Here is a 16,886-nt window from a genome sequence, read left to right on the forward strand (position 1 = left end):
CTGGAGGAGAAGTGAGTTCATCCACGGCGGAGAGTTTCGACATCGTGGTCATCGGCGGCGGCCCCGGCGGGTCGACCGTGTCCACCCTGACCGCGAAGCAGGGGCACCGGGTCCTGCTCCTAGAACGGGACACGTTCCCGCGCTACCAGATCGGCGAGTCGCTGCTCCCCGCGACGGCGCACGGCATCGCCAGGCTGCTCGGCGTGGACGAGGAACTGCGGAGCGCGGGGTTCACGAGGAAGAAGGGCGGGACGTTCCGCTGGGGCTCCAATCCCGAGCCGTGGACGTTCAGCTTCGCGGTCTCGCCGAAGCTCGCGGGCCCGACGTCGTTCGCCTACCAGGTCGAACGGATGAAGTTCGACCAGATCCTGCTGGACAACGCGCGCCGGCACGGCGTCGAGGTGCGGGAGGAGAGCACCGTGATCGGCGTGCTCGAGGACGAGGGGAGGATCGGCGGCGTCCGCTATGTCGACGCTGACGGGAACGAGCACACGGTCGAGTCGACATTCGTGGTGGACGCGTCGGGCAACACCGGCCGCACCCACCGCCATGTCGGAGGGGAGCGACGTTACTCGGAGTTCTTCCGCAACCTCGCGCTCTTCGGTTACTTCGAGGGCGGCAAACGCCTGCCGGCCCCCAACTCGGGCAACATCCTGTCGGCCGCCTTCGAGGACGGCTGGTTCTGGTACATCCCGCTCTCGCCGACCTTGACCAGCGTGGGAGCCGTCGTGCACCGGGACGCCGCGAGCAAGGTGCAGGGCGACCGGGAGGCGGCGCTGAACCGCCTCATCGAGGCGTGCCCGCTGATCAAGGAGTACCTGGCCGGCGCGCGGCGGGTGACGTCGGGCCCCTACGGGGAACTGCGCGTGCGCAAGGACTACTCGTACTGCAACACCCGGTTCTGGCGGCCGGGCATGGTCCTGGTCGGGGACGCCGCCTGCTTCGTCGATCCGGTCTTCTCCTCGGGGGTGCACCTCGCGACCTACAGCGGGCTGCTCGCCGCGCGTTCCGTGAACAGCTGCCTGGCCGGCACGGTCGGGGAGAAGGAGGCGTTCCAGGAGTTCGAACGCCGCTACCGGCGAGAGTACGGCGTCTTCTACGAGTTCCTCGTCTCCTTCTACGGGATGCAGGCGGACGAGCGGTCCTATTTCTGGGCGGCCAAGAAGGTGACGAACTATCCCGACTCGGAGCTGGAGGCCTTCGTGGAGCTCGTCGGCGGGCTGGCCTCCGGCGACGTGATCGACGCCACGCCGCAGTCGGTCTCCGAGGAGCTGGTGAGCGGGACCGAGGCACTGGCGGCCGCCGGCCGGAGCGGCACGGACTCCGGCGACCTGCACGGCAGGCCCGTGGTGGCGAACGCGATGGCCGAGAGCGCGAACATGCAGGCGGAGGTCCTGCTGGGCGTGGAGCCGGCGCCGCTCTTCCCGGACGGGCTCGTCAGCACGCCGGACGGGCTGCACTGGACCCACCCGAGCGCCTGACCCGCACACGTCCGACCGGCCCGGTGGCTCGCGGAGTCCCGGTGAAGGGAACTCCATGCCAGTCGCGGTTGGTCCGGTGGCGCCGATCAGCCCCCATGACCTGTTGCTCTTCCTGCTGCAAGTCGGGTCACTGCTCGCGCTCGCGGTGGGACTGGGCAGGGTGGCGGTCCGGTTCGGGCTGCCGGCGATCGTGGGGGAGCTGTGCGCGGGCGTGCTGGTCGGTCCCTCGGTGCTGGCGAACCTGGCGCCCGGCTTCTACGACTGGTTCCTGCCGCAGGACACCGCCCAGTTCCACCTGCTCGACGCGGTGGGACAGATCGGTGTCCTCCTGCTGGTCGGCCTGACCGGTGCGCACATGGACCTCGGCCTGGTCCGGCGGAGGGGGACGACCGCCGCCCGGGTCAGCGCGGCCGGAGTGGCGGTCCCGCTCGGGCTCGGGGTCGTCGTGGGGCTGGTCCTGCCCGCCTCGCTGGTGCCCGGTACGGCCGACCGCGGCACGTTCGCGCTGTTCCTCGGCGTGGCGATGGGGGTGAGCGCGATCCCCGTCATCGCCAAGACGCTGATGGAGATGCGCCTGCTGCACCGCAACGTGGGGCAGCTGATTCTGTGCGCGGTGATGATCGACGACATCGTCGGGTGGCTGCTGCTGTCGGTGGTCGCGGCGATGGCCACCGGCGGCGTGCAGGCCGGCCATGTGGCGCTCTCGATCGGCTACGTGGTGCTCACCATCGCCTGCGCGCCGGCGGTCCGCCCGTTGATCCGGGCCGTGCTCCGGGCCTCCGACCGCCACGATCGGGCGAGCGGGGACGGCGTCACGCTCGCGCTGGTGAGCGCCCTGGTGCTGCTGGCCGCGGCGGGCACGCAGGCGATGGGGCTGGAGGCCGTGCTCGGCGCCTTCGTGTGCGGGATAGTGATCAGCAGCTGCGGGCTGGATCCCGCCAGGCTGGCCCCCTTGCGCGGGGTGGTGCTGTCGGTGCTGGCGCCGGTGTTCTTCGCGACCGCCGGGCTGCGCATGGACCTGACCGCGCTCGCCAGGCCCGGCGTCCTGCTGGCCGGGCTCGGCGTGCTGCTCGCGGCGGTCCTCGGCAAGTTCGCGGGTGCGTACCTGGGAGCCCGGGCCAGCCGGATCGGGCACTGGGAGGCGCTCGCCCTCGGCGCCGGGATGAACGCCCGCGGCGTCATCGAGGTGATCATCGCGATGGTGGGGCTGCGGCTCGGCGTGCTCGGGCCCGAGGCGTACACCATCATCGTCCTGGTCGCGATCGTGACCTCGGTGATGGCCCCGCCGGTCCTGCGGCTGACCATGGCCCGCGTCGAGCACACCGCCGAAGAGCGGCTGCGGGAGCGCGTCGACTTCCGCGATGAATCGCCGTCTCCCGAAGCTCAGTAATGTGCGATGAGGTCGGACCTTAATGGGCCAGGGCGCGTCTGACCGGCTCATAGGTAATGGGTTATGGGCCTGCCGGGGCTGTGCTAGATTCGAGCGGCGCCCATACGATGCTGTCGAGGGTACGGGGTTTGTAGGCTCCCAATGCGTCATCCCCCTGTGTTAACGTCGTCCCCCGCCAAGAAAAGTCCACCATTCGCTTCATTTTCATATTCGTGGATCGTCGCGCTCTTCGCGGTCACCCTCGGATCGTGGCTCGGACTGCTGGCGTCCGCGCAGGTCCTGCTGCCTTCGCAGATCGAGGTCATCGGCGCCGCGCGCAAGGAATTGGCGCTCGGAATCGTGACCGCCGCGGGCGCCTCGGCGGCCGTCGTCTCGGCTCCCCTCATGGGCGTGCTCTCCGACCGCACCCGGTGGCGGTTCGGCCGGCGCCGCTCCTGGATCATCGGCGGCTCCGCGGTGTGCGCGGTCGCGCTGCTCGCGCTTCCCCTGCAGTCGTCGCTCCTCGGCGTCGGCCTGTGCTGGGCGTTCGTGCACGGCGGTACGGGCGGCGTCCACGCGGTGGTGTGCGCCGTGGTGGCCGACCGTGTGGCGGTGAACCGCCGGGGCACGGTGTTCGCCGTGGTCGACCTCGCCCAGCCGGTGGGACTGGTCGCCGGGACGCTGCTGGTGTCGAGCCTCTCCATCGAGGACGCCTATCCACTGGTCGCCGGGCTGGCGGTGCTGCTCGCCGTCCCCTATGCGTTCATCGGGCGGGACGTGCCCGCGCCGGCGCGGGCGGAGCGGCGGCAACGGCGGCTTCCCGATCCGGGCTCCCTGGGGCCCGAATTCGCCTGGGCGTGGGCCGGGCGCTTCGCGGCACAGCTCGCGACGTCACTGGCCACCGTCTATCTGCTCTACTTTCTCCGGGACGAGATCCGGATCGGTGACCCCGCCGAGGGCGTGGCGGTGCTCAGCCTGCTGTTCACCTCGGGCATCGTCTTGGTGGGCCTGCTGATCGGCCGCCTGTCCGACCGCCTGGAACGGCGCAGGATATTCGTGGTCGCCGCCGCGCTGCTGATGGCCGTCGCCCTGACCGGGATGGCGTCGGTGCCGACCTGGACGGTGGCCGTCGTCGCCGCCACCGCGCTCGGCGCCGGCTACGGCGCCCATCTGGCGGTCGGGCAGGCGCTCGTGACCCAGCTCCTGCGCAACGACGAGGACCGGGGCAGAGACCTCGGCACGATGAACATGGCGGGCAGCAGTGCCGTCGTGGTCGCTCCGATCGTGGCGATCGCGAGTGTCGGCCTCGGTGGTTACACGCTTCTGTTCCTTTTGGCGGCCGTCATGGCGGTGGTCAGCGGACTTCTGGTCAAACCGATCAGATCAGTTCGCTGACCATAAACACCCGTTCGGGGCAGCCCGGTGCACGCGCGGCCGCATTCACTCTCGATGCGGTTACCGTGTACGCCCGGTGACAATCGGATCGCGTCCGGCGACCATTCGATGGTCCGTGGAAGTCGGCTAACCATTCGGCTCTTGTTCGGTTAGCCATCGGTAAGGGTGGTCTCGGTAACGTCGGGTGAAGATCGCGGCGGGGCCGCAATCTACTGGAGGGAAGACGGGGGACGGGCGGACGGGAGTCCGGCTCCCACACGCGGCTCCGCACGTGGTCGGCCATTCATGGGCCTGTTCGATCAGAGTAACCGGACGCTGTTCTTCGAGTACCCATTTCCGCATCGGGTCGCTCGTGGGCTCCCAACAGCGGGCCTCAGTGCAGTGAACGGTGAATGAGTCTGCTGTGTGGGCGGCTTCATCTTCCTGGTTGGGGTTGGTCGGTGTGGACGGTACTGGACGTGAGGCAAACGCAGGTGGAACATTCTCGAGCGAGAACGCGCTCGTCAGGCATCTCTCCGTTCAGCAGGAAGGCATCGAGCGTTCGGCGGTGGCGCGAATACCGATAGCATCGCTGGTGACGGCGGGATCGCCGCGGCTGGAGGGCGAGGACGCCGAGCATGTGCGCGTGCTCGCCGACGCGGGCGGCGCTCTGCCCCCGATCGTGGTGCACCTGCCGTCGCGCCGGGTCATCGACGGCATGCACCGCCTGCGCGCCGCCATCCTCCGCGGTGAGGAGGAGATCGACGCTCGCTTCTTCCATGGCACCGAGGCCGACGTGTTCCTGCTCTCGGTCGCGGCCAACATCCAGCACGGCCTTCCCCTGTCGCAGCGGGACCGGATGGCCGCGGCCGAGCGCATCTTCGTCACCCATCCCGAGTGGTCGGACCGCATGGTCGCGATCGTGGTGGGCATGTCGAACAAGAAGGTCGGCCGGCTGCGGAGACAGGTGGCCGGCGACATCCCGCAGCCCGCCGTCAGGATCGGCCGGGACGGCAGGGTCCGGCCGGTCGACGGGTCGGCCGGCCGGGAGCGGGCGGCGAAGTTGATCGCGCGCGATCCGGATGCCTCCCTCCGCCGGATCGCCCGGGAGGCCGGCATCTCTCCCGCCACCGCCGCGGACGTGCGCGACAGGGTGCGCCGCGGCGAGGATCCGGTCCTGCCGCGGCATGGCGCCAGGGCGAAGGCCGCCGAATCCGAGGCCGTGACCGGGAAGCCCGCCGAGCTCGGGGATCCCGTGCCGATGGCGCCGTCGATCACGGTCATCGCGGAACTCGTCACCGGATTCGAACGGCTCCGCAGGGATCCCTCCCTGCGGTTCACCGAGGCGGGCCGGGCGCTGCTGCGGATGTTCGAGGCGTGCCTGGCGGTCGTGCGTCACGAGGAGACCATCAAGAAGGGCCTTCCCCCGCACTGCCTGTCCTCGATGGCCGAGCTGAGCCACGCTTACGCCTCCGTCCTGAAGTCGTTCGCGGCGGAGCTGCAGCAATTGGAGACGACACATTCCTCCGAGAATTGCGAAAGCGTCGGCTGAGCACCGATGAGGATGGGCGGCCCGGCCCCCGGCCGGGGGCCGGGCCGCTCCGGGCGTTGAGCTAACCCTCCACCCAGCCGCGTTCGCGTGCGAGGGCCAGGAAACCGTCGCGAAGCCGTACGATCTGGGATCCGGTCAGTTCCGGAGAAAGCCGGAGAAGCATGTCGGTAAGTGTGGCGCGCATCTCCCCGATGGTCAGGACATCGCAGAATTCGGAGTCCTCGTCGTGCTCGGCGGGGTTACCCGAAGAGGTCGCCTCCGCCACCACGCCGACGCAGTAGGCCTTCTTTCCCCGGTCGCCGTCCATGACCTCGAACCTCACCCGCGCTCCGGGGATGAAGCGCGACTGGTCGCCCTCGCATTCGTTCACGTGGACGAAGACGTCGGCGCCGCCCCGGTCGGGTGCGATGAACCCGTAGCCGCGAGCGGCGTCGAACTGCAGAATCCTGCCAAACTCCGTCACAGAGAACACTCCCATGCACCGATCGCGCTGCTACATGACCGCCCTGACCGGTAATTCCGAAGCACCTGGCGGCCCTGACAGGGTAGTGGTCAGGGGTGCCGGCGGTCGTCTCGAAGGTGTCCAACCGGCGCCGTGCGCCGGTTGGACACCTGATTTCCGTCCGGCGTCGCAGATTGCCTTCGAATGAACGATCGTACGTCCTGGTGGACGTTCGGCGGCGGTGAAACAATTCGTGGGACTCGCGACTCTTTCCCGCAAAGGGCGAATAATGGAATGGTCCCTGAACGACTTCATGCGGTTGGCCCGGGCGCGAACCTCTCCGGCGACCTGGGACGTCTTCGAGGGCGATGACCGCGAGCGGCGCGCGCTCGCGGCCAACCTCGGCGCGTTCGAGCGCGTGCGGATGCGTCTCCCCGCCCGGGGCGGGCCGCCCGACCGCCCGGACACCACCACCAAGATCCTTGGCCGGGTGTGGGACGCGCCGGTGGGTGCCGCCCCGCCGGCGCAGGTGGCCCTCGGACACGAGTCCGGGGAACTCGGCGTCATCCGCGGGACGGAGGCCGTCGCGGAGGCTCCGGTCGTGGTCGGCGCCTCCGCCGCCCATCCGGTCGAGGACCTCGCCGCCGCGAGCGGCGTCCCGCTCTGGCTCCAGACCCGCCGTGCCCGTGATCGTTCGGTGAACGAGGATCTCCTCGGACGAGCGGAGACCGCGGGCTTCGAGGCGGTCGTCCTCGCCGTCGGCGCCGCGGGTCCCGACTCCGCCGCCGATCCCGCCCTCGACTGGGCCGAACTGGGACGGCTGCGCTCACTGACCTCGCTGCCGATCCTGGCGAAGGGCGTCCTGACGGGCGCCGACGCTCAGCACGCGATCGACACCGGCGCCGACGGCGTCATCGTCTCCAACCACGGCGTTCACCGGGACGATGGCGTGGCGGCCACGCTCAGCCTCCTGCCCGGGGTGGCGGCCGTGGCGAACGCACGGGTGCCGGTCCTTCTCGGCGGCGGCGTCCGGCGCGGCCGGGACGTGCTGGCCGCGCTCGCCCTCGGCGCCGACGCGGTCCTCGTCGGCCGTCCTGTCCTGCACGGCCTGACGGTCGGCGCCGCCGAAGGTGTGGAACAGGTGCTCAGAGTCCTGGTCGAGGAGCTCAGGGCCGAGATGAGGGCCGCCGGCGTCGCGACGATCGCCGAGATCGGCCCCGATCTCATCGAGGCGGGCGGTGAGGGGGGCGGCGAGGCGGCGGGCCACCGGCCGGGCCGCGGTGCCGTGCTGCGCATGGCGGACCTGCATTCCAGCGTCGCGGATCCGGTCATGGACACGATGAACTTCCTGAACGAGGTGACGCTGCGCAACCCCGACGCCGTGTCCTTCGCCCCGGGCAGGCCGTACGACGGCTTCTTCGACACCGAGCAGATCTTCACCTACGTGCGCCGCTACCTGACCTATCTGGAGGACGAGGGGCGGTCGCCCGCCAAGGTTCGCGAGACGGTCTTCCAGTACGGCCCGTCCGCCGGACTGATCCGCGACCTGATCGCCGACGCGGTCCGTCAGGACGAGGGGATCGACGTGCCGCCCGACTCGATCGTGGTCACCGTCGGCTGCCAGGAGGCGATGTTCCTCGCCCTTCGCGCGCTGATGTCGGGTCAGGGCGACGTGCTGCTCGTCTCCAGCCCCAGCTACATGGGCATCGTCGGAGCGGCCCGGCTGCTGGGGGCCGAGGTGGCCGCCGTGGCGGAGGGGCCGGACGGGCTCGCGTGCGCCGATGTGGAGGCCGCGATCATGGCCGAGCGGGCGCGGGGCCGCCGCCCCCGCGCGCTCTACGTCATCCCGGACCACTCCAACCCGTCCGGTGTCACCTTGCCGCTGGAGACCCGGCACGCACTTCTCGACCTGGCCGAACGGCTCGACGTCCTCCTCCTGGAGGACAGCCCGTACCGGCTGGTCAGTCCCGGGGTCCAGGTCCCGACACTGAAGTCCCTCGACCGGCACAACCGGGTCGTCCACCTGGGCTCCTTCGCCAAGACCGTCTTTCCCGGCGCTCGCGTCGGCTACGTGATCGCCGACCAGCCGGTGGTGAGGGACGACGGGACGACCGGCCTGCTCGCCGACGAGCTGGCGAAGATCAAGAGCATGGTCACCGTGAACACCTCGGCGCTGAGCCAGGCCGCGGTGGCAGGCGCCCTGCTCTCGGTCGGCGGCCGTGTCTCCGACCTCAACGTCGAGACCGCCGCGCACTACGGCGACACCATGCGGTACGTGCTGGACGGCCTGGCCCGGGAGTTCCCGGCCGAGCTCCGGGCCCGGCTCGGGGTGAGCTGGAACGAACCCACCGGCGGCTTCTTCCTGACCGTCCGGACGCCGTTCGTCGCCGACAACGCCGCACTGGCCAGATCGGTCGAGGAGTTCGGAGTGATCTGGACGCCGATGTCCTACTTCCATCCCGAGGGCGGAGGCAGCCGAACGATCAGGCTTTCGACGAGCTACCTCACGCACGCGGACGTGGACGCGGGACTCGCCCGCCTTGCCGCCTTCATCAAGGCCGAGGCGGCCAGGTCTCAGGCGATGGACGTCTAGCCGATGAACGGCTGAAAGAGCCCGCGTCGCCCGCAGCCCGAGCGCGCCGGGCTCGGGCGCGGCCGTCAGGGCGAGAGGTGCATCCTCACGTGATCCAGCGCCATGTCGAGGGCGATCTCCATGGGGGTGACGTCATGGGCGGTCTGGGCCAAGAGGTAGCCCCCTTGGAGCGCCGCCATCAGCCCCACCGCGAGCTTCCTGGGGTCGGCGTCGGCCGTGAGGGTCCTGGCGTCCTGCATGCGGCGCAGACCGGCCTCGATGAGGTTCTCCCACTCTTCGAAGGTCTTCGCGAGGGCGAGGCGAGCGACCTCGTCCCTGTCGGAGACCTCTCCGGCGATCGAACCGAGGATGCAGCCGTACGCGCCCTTCTGCAGTGCGTTGCGCTGGACGATCGCGTCCCTCCACCGAACCAGGCCGTTGAACGATCTGAGGCGCTGCAGCGCGGCGTGCTCGCGCTCCATGATCTCTTCCGCGCGGAGCTGGACCACGGCGCGGACCAGCCGCTCCTTGTCCGCGAAGTGGGTGTAGAGCTGGGACTTGCTCGTGCCGCTCGCGGCGCGGACCTCGTCCAGAGTGGTCGAGCTGACCCCTTTCACGTACATGAGCTCGGCCGCGGCCTCGATGATGCGCCGCCTGGTCGCCGCGCCGCGACGTGTCAGCCTCGGCCCTTGCCCGGCACTCCCTGACCCGGTCACGAAGGCAAGGCTACCGGCCCGAAAGATCGGCGCCCGCCCGACCACGTGCCGCTCGCTCGCGTGACGTTCGCCCGATCGTCGCCCGGCGGCCGAACGGGGTCTTTCCCCTGGAGTGGCAGCGGCGCCTATGGACGAACGCGAATAATCGTCTTGCCTTTGGGACGCTCGGTCGGGTTGAAGGCGGCGACGGCGTCGTCGAGGGGCACCACGTTGCCGATGTTCGTCCGCAGTCGTCCGTCCCGTACCCGCTGGACGATCTCGCCCAGTTGCGCGCGATCGGCCTCGACGACGAAGTCGACCGCGAGACCGTCGGCCGGCCGCGCCTCGGGCGGGCCCGCGACGGTCACCAGCATTCCTCCGGCGCGGACCAGGCCTGCGGACCGCTTCCCGATGTCGCCGCCGATGACGTCGAAGACGAGATCGACCGCGCCGACGTCGCCCAGCGGGTCGTTGTCGAGGTCGACGAACTCCCGCGCGCCGAAGTCGAGCGCTGCCTGCCGGTCGGCGGTACGTCCGGTGCCGATGACGTAGGCGCCGGCCTGGTGGGCGAGCTGCGTCACCATCGACCCGACTCCACCGGCCGCACCGTGCACGAGGACGCTCTGCCCCACCTGGAAGCGGCCGTGCACGAACAGTCCCTGCCACGCGGTCAGGCCCGAGATCGGCAGGCTCGCGCCCACCGTGAAGTCGACGTCGCCCGGCAGCGGCGCGAGGTTGCGCGCCTCGACGGCCGTGTACTCCGCCAGGGTGCCGTCGCGGGTCCAGTCCGCGAGCCCGAACACGCGCTGTCCCACCGTCAGCCCTCTCGTGCCGTAGCCGAGGGCGCTGACGACTCCGGCCAGCTCGTGCCCGGGGATCGACGGCGTCCGGTCACGGCCGAGGCGATCGGTCCAGGTGCCGGGCCACGTCAGCTCTCCGGGGGTGAATCCCGACGCGTGAACCTGAACGACGACATCGTTGATCGTCGCCTCCGGCTCCGGCCGCTCCGCCGGCGTCATTCCGGCCGTCCCCGCGGCCTCGTCCGTCACCACGATCGCCTTCATCAGGCCCTCCCTCGATCCAGTCCTCGCTTGTTCGCCATCTCGCTTCACCAGCATTGGTTCCCCGCGGACGCAGGGGGACTTCGCAGCCCGTCGCCAAGGAAGGCTCGCAGCCGGATGGCCTGAACCTAGTCGTCCCAGAACTGGTCGGTCAAGTCCACTTTAAATGATCACGAACGAGCTTGATCGAAGGCGCTATGATCCCGTATTGCCAGATGACGAACGCTGGGGACTCTCTACTGCTTGACCTGCGTGTTCAGTAGACCGCAATTGATTGGACGTCAGAGTCCAACTTGAAGCCTATCTGTCCGCGTGTGCAAGGGGGAGATCCGGTTCACCCCTGCGCTAATGGACTTGACAGTCCAAGTATGTCAAGCTGGCGCCGCATACGCGCACCACCCTCCACCACCCTGGGCCTGCGTCGGTTGCCCGTTCTCGATCGCACCCTGGTTCGGGACCGTGGAGTCCAGTTGTACGGGAATAGAACCAGGCCGCGGAGTGTCTGTACATGTGCGTCCAGGTGGACCTCACCTGGTTCCAGCTTCACGCCGCAAGGCCGGGAAGGGAGAGCTGTGCCCCGGCAGACCCAGTACCACAAGAACCCGGAAGCCGTTTCGCGGCTCGCTCCGGAGCAGTACCGCGTGACTCAGGAGGGCGGCACCGAGCGTCCGTTCGCCAACGCCTACTGGGACAACCACGAGCCCGGCATCTACGTCGACGTCGTGTCCGGCGAGCCGCTGTTCGCGTCCGCCGACAAGTACGACAGCGACACCGGCTGGCCGAGCTTCACCAGGCCGATCGACGGGACGGACATCGTCGAGCGCGAGGACTCCAGCCACGGGATGATCCGGACGGAGGCCCGCTCGCTCCACGGGGACAGCCACCTCGGCCACGTCTTCCCCGACGGACCCGTCGACAAGGGCGGACTGCGCTACTGCATCAACTCCGCGTCGTTGCGGTTCATCCACCTCGACGACTTGGAGAAGGAAGGGTATGGCGAGTACCGGACGTTGTTCACGAGCGACACCGACGACAAGTAGGGAGACGACGTGACCACCGAGAAGGCGATCCTCGCGGGCGGCTGCTTCTGGGGCATGGAGGAGCTGTTCCGCCACCAGCCCGGCGTCGTGTCCACGCGCGTCGGGTACAGCGGCGGCGACGTGCCCAACGCCACCTACCGCAACCACGGCACCCATGCGGAGTCCATCGAGGTCGTCTACGACCCCGAGCAGACCGACTTCCGGGCGCTGCTCGAGTTCTTCTTCCAGATCCACGACCCGACGACGAAGAACCGCCAGGGCAACGACATCGGCACCAGCTACCGGTCGGCGATCTTCTACACCGGCGACGAGCAGAGGCGCGTCGCCGAGGACACGATCGCCGACGTCGACGCCTCGGGGCTGTGGCCCGGCAAGGTCGTCACCGAGATCGCCCCGGCGGGCGACTTCTGGGAGGCCGAGCCCGAGCACCAGGACTACCTGCAGAAGTACCCCAACGGCTACACCTGCCACTTCCCCCGTCCCGGGTGGAAGCTCCCGAAGCGGGCGACGGCCTGACACGGCCGGACCCGCGGACCCCGGGTCCGCGGGTCCGGTGCGCCGGGCTCAGCCGCTGACCCCGGTGACGGGCGGCGCCGGGGCGGCCACCTGTGTCGTGGACGGCGGGCCGCTGCGCGTGAGGTCCTCGGGGTCGATCTCCTCGGCCAGCGCCGCCAGGTCGGACCGGCGGACGTACGCCTCCCCGCTCATGATCGGCCGTACGGTCCGCGCGATGGCGGCGTGCTCGACGGTGCACCCGCCCGGGTGCTCCGTCACCTTCGCGTCCGCGCGCATGACTCCGGACGGATGGCCCATGAGCACGGCCTCGTCCTTGTGGTCCCGCGCGGCGTAGAGGTCGTGGACGACGGTGCCCGCCGTGACGGCCGCGACCGCCGTGCAGCAGCTCGCGGTCCCCGGGTACGCCTCGTGCATCGTGTCGCGCATCGGCTGGATCCCGGCGAAGCGCACCGCGAAGTCGTAGGCGTCCGGGGACAGTGTCCGCCCGCCCACCGTGGTGTAGAACGCCGGCGGCGCGACGGCGACCGGCCACGGGGTCGTCTTGCGGGGGTCGACGCCGAGGAGCCGCTGCGCGGCCTGCCGGACGGCGATGAAGGTGCCGACGACGTCCGGGCCGCGGTCGATCGTCTCGTACCCGGTCATCCCGGCCTGCTCCGCCGGGAAGAACACGCACATGTTGGCGAGGTCGACGATCGAGCAGGTGATCGTCCCGATGCCGGGAACGTCCAGCGTGTCGGCGCGGTTCCCGGTCGGGAACACGCCGCCGGCCAGGGAGGCGCCGACCGTCGCGGAGAAGTCGGTGAGCACGGGCGCGCCTGTCCCGGAGACCCCGGCGATCTCCAGCGGGCCGTCCATGAGGGGGCTCCCGTCGTCGCCCGCGGGCACGTCGACGCCGAGCAGCATCCCCGTGTTCGTCTGGTTGATCCGCACCCTGGTGGTCCCCGGACGGGCGGGAACGAGCCCCTTCAGCACGGCGAACGTCCCCACGCCGGGCGTCAGGTTGCCGCAGTTGAAGTCCCAGTAGACCTTCGGCTCACCGATCCCTACCTGCGCGAACGTGTAGTCGACATCGGCCTCGGGGTGGGTGCTCGGGCCGACGATGCAGCACTTGCTGGTGGTCGGCATGGCACCGCCGAGACCGTCCAGCTGCCGGGCGTCGCGTGCCCCGAACAGCGCGATGAGGAACGGCCCCCAGAGCGTGCGGTCGGAGGGCAGGTCGCTCTCCAGAAGGTAGACGCCCCGGCTGGTGCCACCACGGATCAGCATGGTGGGAATGGACAGCAGCTCGCCGCTGGAAGTGGCTGGGACGGTCACGGCTGATCACTCCTCGGCTCGGGGGCGCGGATAGGGGAGGGGCTCGCCTCAGGGCCGCAGTGGATGACACCGCGCCCCTCCAGATCATCGATCTCTTCGTCTGACATGCGACCCAGGTCGCGGAGCACCGCCCGTGTGTGGGCGCCAAGGCCGGGCGCGGTGACCGCCGGGCGCGGGGCGTGGCCGTGCAGGCGCATCGGCAGGCCCTTGACCGGCCCCTGGCAGGTGGCCAGGGTGACCCCCCGCGAGGCGAAGCCCGGCTCGTCGCGTCGGCCGGCCGCGTCCAGCACCGGGACGGCGGGGACGCCCGCGGCGTGCAGCTCGGCGATCGCCTCCTTCCTCGTCCGGCGCCGCGTCCAGCCCGTCACCTCGGTGTCGACGAGGTCCTCGTGGGACCACCACCAGGCCCCGTCGTGGTCCGCCAGCGCCGCCGGGGCGGCGAGCGCGGCGAGGGCGTCGCGGTGCCGGTCGGTGAAGCAGGAGATGGCGATCCACGTGCCGGGCTCGGAGCAGGGATAGGTGTCGTGCGGGGTGCGGCCGGGGCGGCGGTTGCCGTGCGGCGCCGCGTCGTTCCCGTTGACCAGGTGGTCGGCGATCTCGGCCGCCAGCGTCCAGCTGACCACCTCGCGCTGGGAGACGTCCAGGTGGACGCCCTCGATCCCGCGCTGGAGGCAGTAGGCCAGGAAGGCGGCCCCGAACAGGGACACCAGCTGGTCGGGGTAGTTGACGTCGGAGGACGACCATAGCGGGCGGTCCGCCTCGTACCCGGTCACCGACGCCAGGCCGGACAGCAGGTCCAGGGTGGATCCGTAGGAGCTGTTCCCCGCCTCCGGGCCGTCCTGCCCCTGGCTGGACAGCGAGAGGTAGAGCAGGTCGGGGTTGACCGCCCGGATCGTGTCGGCGTCGATGCCCAGCCGTCGCGTGACGCCGACCCGGTAGTTCTCCACGAGGATGTGGCTGCGCCGGGCGAGCCGGTGCACGACCTCCCGGCCCTCGGGCGTCTTGAGGTTGACGGCGACGCCGAGCTTCCCGGCGTTGTTGGACGGAAAGTACGGCGACGTCGGTGCCGTGGCCGCGCCGCCGGCGGGATCGGGCATCTTCCAGGAGCGGAAGGTGTCGGGGCGGTCCGTCCATTCGATCTTCAGGACGGTCGCGCCGTAGTCCGCCAGCAACCGGGTGACGGCGGCCCCGGCCGTGATCGTGCCGAAGTCGAGCACGACGATCCCGCTGAGCGGTGCGGTGCCGCTCGGGGGGCGCGGCCCGGGGACGGTGCCCGGCGGCCGGGACGTCCAGCGCTCCGGCATCCGGTCCGCGGGCTCGGGAGCCGTCCCCGACCGCCATGGCAGCCCGGCCGTGTGGACGGGCGTCCCCACGGCCGGGGTCGATCCGCCCGGGTCCGGTTCGGGCGTGATGAACCCGCGGTGGCGCAGCTGGGGCGACCGGACGAGGTCGGACGCGCGGGCCGCCCACCCGAAGGGCAGCCCGAGCCGCTGCGCCAGCCGGTAGATGTCCTCGGCGGACCGTTCCACCGCCCACCGCTCGACGACCGGCCACCATTCGGCGGCCCTGGCCTGCCGGTGGGACTCGTCCGCCAGCAGCGGGTCCGCCAGCTCCGGCGCGCCGACGAGTTCGACGACCTGCGCCCAGTGCTTCTGCTGGAAGATGAAGCCGACCCATCCGTCGCGCGCCCGGACCAGCCGCCAGTCGCCGGGGTCGGCCCCGGACCTCATGGGCGGACGGCCGGTCATGGACTCGGCGACGTCGCTCTTCCAGTCCATGTACGCCACGACGTCGCACATGGTCACCTCGACGAGGTCGCCCCCGTGCCCGGCGTCCCGCCGCCGCAGGGCCAGCATGGCGCCCAGGAAGCCCGTCACGCCGGCGCAGTAGGCGGCCTGCTCGCCGCCGAGGCCAAGCGGCCGGCGGTCCGGCTCGCCGATCATCGTGGCGAGGCCGCCGTAGGCCTCGGCGAGCAGGCTGTCCCCGGGGATGTCGCGGTAGGCGCCGTCGCGGCCGAAGCCGAGGATCCAGACGGCGACGAGCCGCGGCCACCTCTCCCGCAGGCCGTCGGCGCCGAGGCCGAGTTCGGCGGCGGCGGCGGGGGTGAGATCGAGGACGGCGACGTCGGCCAGGTCGAGCAGCCGGTGGAGGTCCCGGGCGCCGGCGTCCCCGGAGCCGATCCGGACGGCGTCCTTGTCGGCGTTGAGCGCGACGAACTCCAGGCCGGTCCCGGCGGCGTTGAGCGGGGGGCGCCGGCGGAGCGGGTCCCCGCCGGCCGGTTCGCACCGGACGACGTCGTGGCCCAGCCCGGCGAAGAGCCGGCCGCAGACCGGACCCCCCACCCCGCCGGAGATCTCCACGACCCGCAGGCGCGGCGGCTCGGACCCTGTCACGCCGCCCCCTGGCCGGGATTCGGGCGGCCCGCGGTGAAGTTGTCCAGCGCCTGGCGGTGGCCGTCGGTCCGCGCGTGGATCTGGGAGTTGGTGTAGGCGCCGAACTCGAGCGCCGTCCGCCACTCGTTGACGTGCATGGGGATGTGCCAGAGGGCCTTCTTCGACCACTCCAGCGCGACCGCGTCGAACCTGGCGATGTGGCGGGCGAGGTCCAGCGCCGCGCCGTCGACCTCGTCGGCGCCGACCGCGATGTTGGCCATGCCCCAGTCGACGGCCGTCCGCCCGTCGATGCGCTTGGCCGTCAGGACCAGCCAGGCCGCGTGCTTGGGGCCCAGCCTGAGCTGGGCGGCGGGCCCGGCCAGCCCGGGGTAGAAGCCGAACCCGATCTCCGGCATGCCGATCTGCGCGTCCTCCGCCACCACCGCGAGGTCGCTCGCGTTGATCAGCGTGGACCCGCCGCCCAGCGCGTATCCGCACGCCGCGGCGATGACGATCGCGGGGTGCCGGCGGATCTCCTCCTGGACCCGCAGCCAGGAGGCGTTGAGCTCGTCCTCCTGGGCGGTGTCGCCGCCCGCGAGCTGGTTGAGGTCCATCCCGGCGGAGAACGTGCCGCCGGCGCCCGCCAGGATGATCACTTTGGCGCGGCCCCTGGCCGCGTCCAGCGCGTCGAGGAAGGCCTGCCGCGCCTGCGCGTCGAGGGCGTTGCGCTTCTCTGGCCGGTTGAGGGTGATGCGGACGATCCCCTCGCCGACGTCCGCGACGAGGATGCTCGCGGCGTCCGGGGAGCTTTCCTGGTCTCGTTCCGTCACTCGCTGCCCCTCTGATGCCCGGTGTTTCAATATTGTCTGACAGTCAGACGATACGCCTCATTTTGCCTCGCGAGTCCACGCCAGTCAAGGCTGGGCGGACGGTGCCCGCTACAGCACGTCGAGGCCGTGGGAAGAAGGGGTGTGACCCGCGGACATGCGGAAACCCCGCGGGGCCGTCGCGGCCACGCGGGGTAGGGCAGGGTGCGTCCGCGGTGTTAACGGGCCCGTGGGGAACGCGGCCCGATGTCAGACACTCGCCGGCGGAGGC

Annotated in this window: 13 protein-coding genes; 7 read left to right on the top strand and 6 right to left on the bottom strand. The window is 70.8% G+C overall.

Going from position 1 to position 16,886, the window contains the following annotated elements; genetic code table 11:
• The first annotated feature begins 11 nt into the window (after positions 1-11).
• The 4 genes from K8Z49_RS48260 (at position 12) to K8Z49_RS48275 (ending at position 5,776) form a co-directional block, all read left to right on the top strand.
• Positions 12-1,481: a tryptophan 7-halogenase gene (locus K8Z49_RS48260; protein ID WP_412517228.1), complete on the top strand. Its 1,470-nt coding sequence runs from the start codon at positions 12-14 to the stop codon at positions 1,479-1,481.
• A gap of 55 nt (positions 1,482-1,536) precedes the next feature.
• The gene (locus K8Z49_RS48265; RefSeq protein ID WP_024933949.1) at positions 1,537-2,871 is read left to right on the top strand and encodes a cation:proton antiporter; all 1,335 of its coding nucleotides are present in this window, start codon (positions 1,537-1,539) and stop codon (positions 2,869-2,871) included.
• Positions 2,872-3,012: 141 nt separating this feature from the next.
• Positions 3,013-4,245, top strand: a complete 1,233-nt coding sequence (locus K8Z49_RS48270) for an MFS transporter (protein WP_081842115.1) — start codon at positions 3,013-3,015, stop codon at positions 4,243-4,245.
• A gap of 442 nt (positions 4,246-4,687) precedes the next feature.
• The gene (locus tag K8Z49_RS48275; protein WP_412517229.1) at positions 4,688-5,776 is read left to right on the top strand and encodes a streptomycin biosynthesis regulator; all 1,089 of its coding nucleotides are present in this window, start codon (positions 4,688-4,690) and stop codon (positions 5,774-5,776) included.
• A gap of 61 nt (positions 5,777-5,837) precedes the next feature.
• Here K8Z49_RS48275 and K8Z49_RS48280 read toward each other — a convergent pair whose 3' ends face one another.
• The gene (locus K8Z49_RS48280) at positions 5,838-6,239 is read right to left on the bottom strand and encodes a cold-shock protein (RefSeq protein ID WP_024933952.1); all 402 of its coding nucleotides are present in this window, start codon (positions 6,237-6,239) and stop codon (positions 5,838-5,840) included.
• Positions 6,240-6,507: 268 nt separating this feature from the next.
• On the opposite strand from K8Z49_RS48280, the gene K8Z49_RS48285 reads away from it, so the two are divergent.
• Complete coding sequence (locus K8Z49_RS48285) at positions 6,508-8,811, top strand: aminotransferase class I/II-fold pyridoxal phosphate-dependent enzyme (RefSeq protein ID WP_412517230.1); 2,304 nt, start codon at positions 6,508-6,510, stop codon at positions 8,809-8,811.
• Between the two features lie 65 nt (positions 8,812-8,876).
• On the opposite strand, the gene K8Z49_RS48290 is transcribed toward K8Z49_RS48285, so the two are convergent.
• The gene (locus K8Z49_RS48290) at positions 8,877-9,506 is read right to left on the bottom strand and encodes a TetR/AcrR family transcriptional regulator (protein WP_075023316.1); all 630 of its coding nucleotides are present in this window, start codon (positions 9,504-9,506) and stop codon (positions 8,877-8,879) included.
• Positions 9,507-9,631: 125 nt separating this feature from the next.
• Complete coding sequence (locus K8Z49_RS48295) at positions 9,632-10,549, bottom strand: NADP-dependent oxidoreductase (RefSeq protein ID WP_021592453.1); 918 nt, start codon at positions 10,547-10,549, stop codon at positions 9,632-9,634.
• Between the two features lie 569 nt (positions 10,550-11,118).
• Here K8Z49_RS48295 and msrB point away from each other — a divergent pair.
• Together msrB and msrA are read left to right on the top strand one after the other, a co-directional pair.
• On the top strand, positions 11,119-11,586 hold the full coding sequence (gene msrB / locus K8Z49_RS48300; RefSeq protein WP_021592454.1) for a peptide-methionine (R)-S-oxide reductase MsrB: 468 nt from the start codon (positions 11,119-11,121) through the stop codon (positions 11,584-11,586).
• A gap of 9 nt (positions 11,587-11,595) precedes the next feature.
• Entirely contained in the window at positions 11,596-12,102 is a 507-nt protein-coding gene (gene msrA, locus K8Z49_RS48305; protein ID WP_021592455.1) for a peptide-methionine (S)-S-oxide reductase MsrA, read from the top strand.
• A gap of 48 nt (positions 12,103-12,150) precedes the next feature.
• Here the strand turns inward: msrA and K8Z49_RS48310 are convergent, their stop codons facing one another.
• From K8Z49_RS48310 to K8Z49_RS48320, 3 genes are read right to left on the bottom strand one after another with little or no spacing between them, the layout of a single operon-like run.
• Positions 12,151-13,416: a PrpF domain-containing protein gene (locus K8Z49_RS48310; protein ID WP_412517231.1), complete on the bottom strand. Its 1,266-nt coding sequence runs from the start codon at positions 13,414-13,416 to the stop codon at positions 12,151-12,153.
• A complete protein-coding gene (locus K8Z49_RS48315; protein WP_412517232.1) occupies positions 13,413-15,809 on the bottom strand; it encodes a CoA transferase in 2,397 nt (798 codons plus the stop codon). The genes K8Z49_RS48310 and K8Z49_RS48315 overlap by 4 nt, the downstream gene beginning before the upstream one ends.
• Positions 15,806-16,618, bottom strand: a complete 813-nt coding sequence (locus K8Z49_RS48320) for an enoyl-CoA hydratase/isomerase family protein (protein ID WP_412517233.1) — start codon at positions 16,616-16,618, stop codon at positions 15,806-15,808. Before K8Z49_RS48320 ends, K8Z49_RS48315 begins: the two co-directional genes overlap by 4 nt.
• Positions 16,619-16,886 lie beyond the last annotated feature (268 nt).

This window comes from Actinomadura madurae (assembly GCF_047130825.1).
GTDB lineage: Bacteria > Actinomycetota > Actinomycetes > Streptosporangiales > Streptosporangiaceae > Spirillospora > Spirillospora madurae.

What these genes read in the sequence shown, in the direction of transcription:
- K8Z49_RS48270 (WP_081842115.1), top strand. Translation starts at nt 3,013, where the DNA reads ATGCGTCATCCCCCTGTGTTAACGTCGTCCCCCGCCAAGAAAAGTCCA.
- K8Z49_RS48265 (WP_024933949.1), top strand. Translation starts at nt 1,537, where the DNA reads ATGCCAGTCGCGGTTGGTCCGGTGGCGCCGATCAGCCCCCATGACCTG.
- K8Z49_RS48295 (WP_021592453.1), bottom strand. Translation starts at nt 10,549, where the DNA reads ATGAAGGCGATCGTGGTGACGGACGAGGCCGCGGGGACGGCCGGAATG.
- K8Z49_RS48285 (WP_412517230.1), top strand. Translation starts at nt 6,508, where the DNA reads ATGGAATGGTCCCTGAACGACTTCATGCGGTTGGCCCGGGCGCGAACC.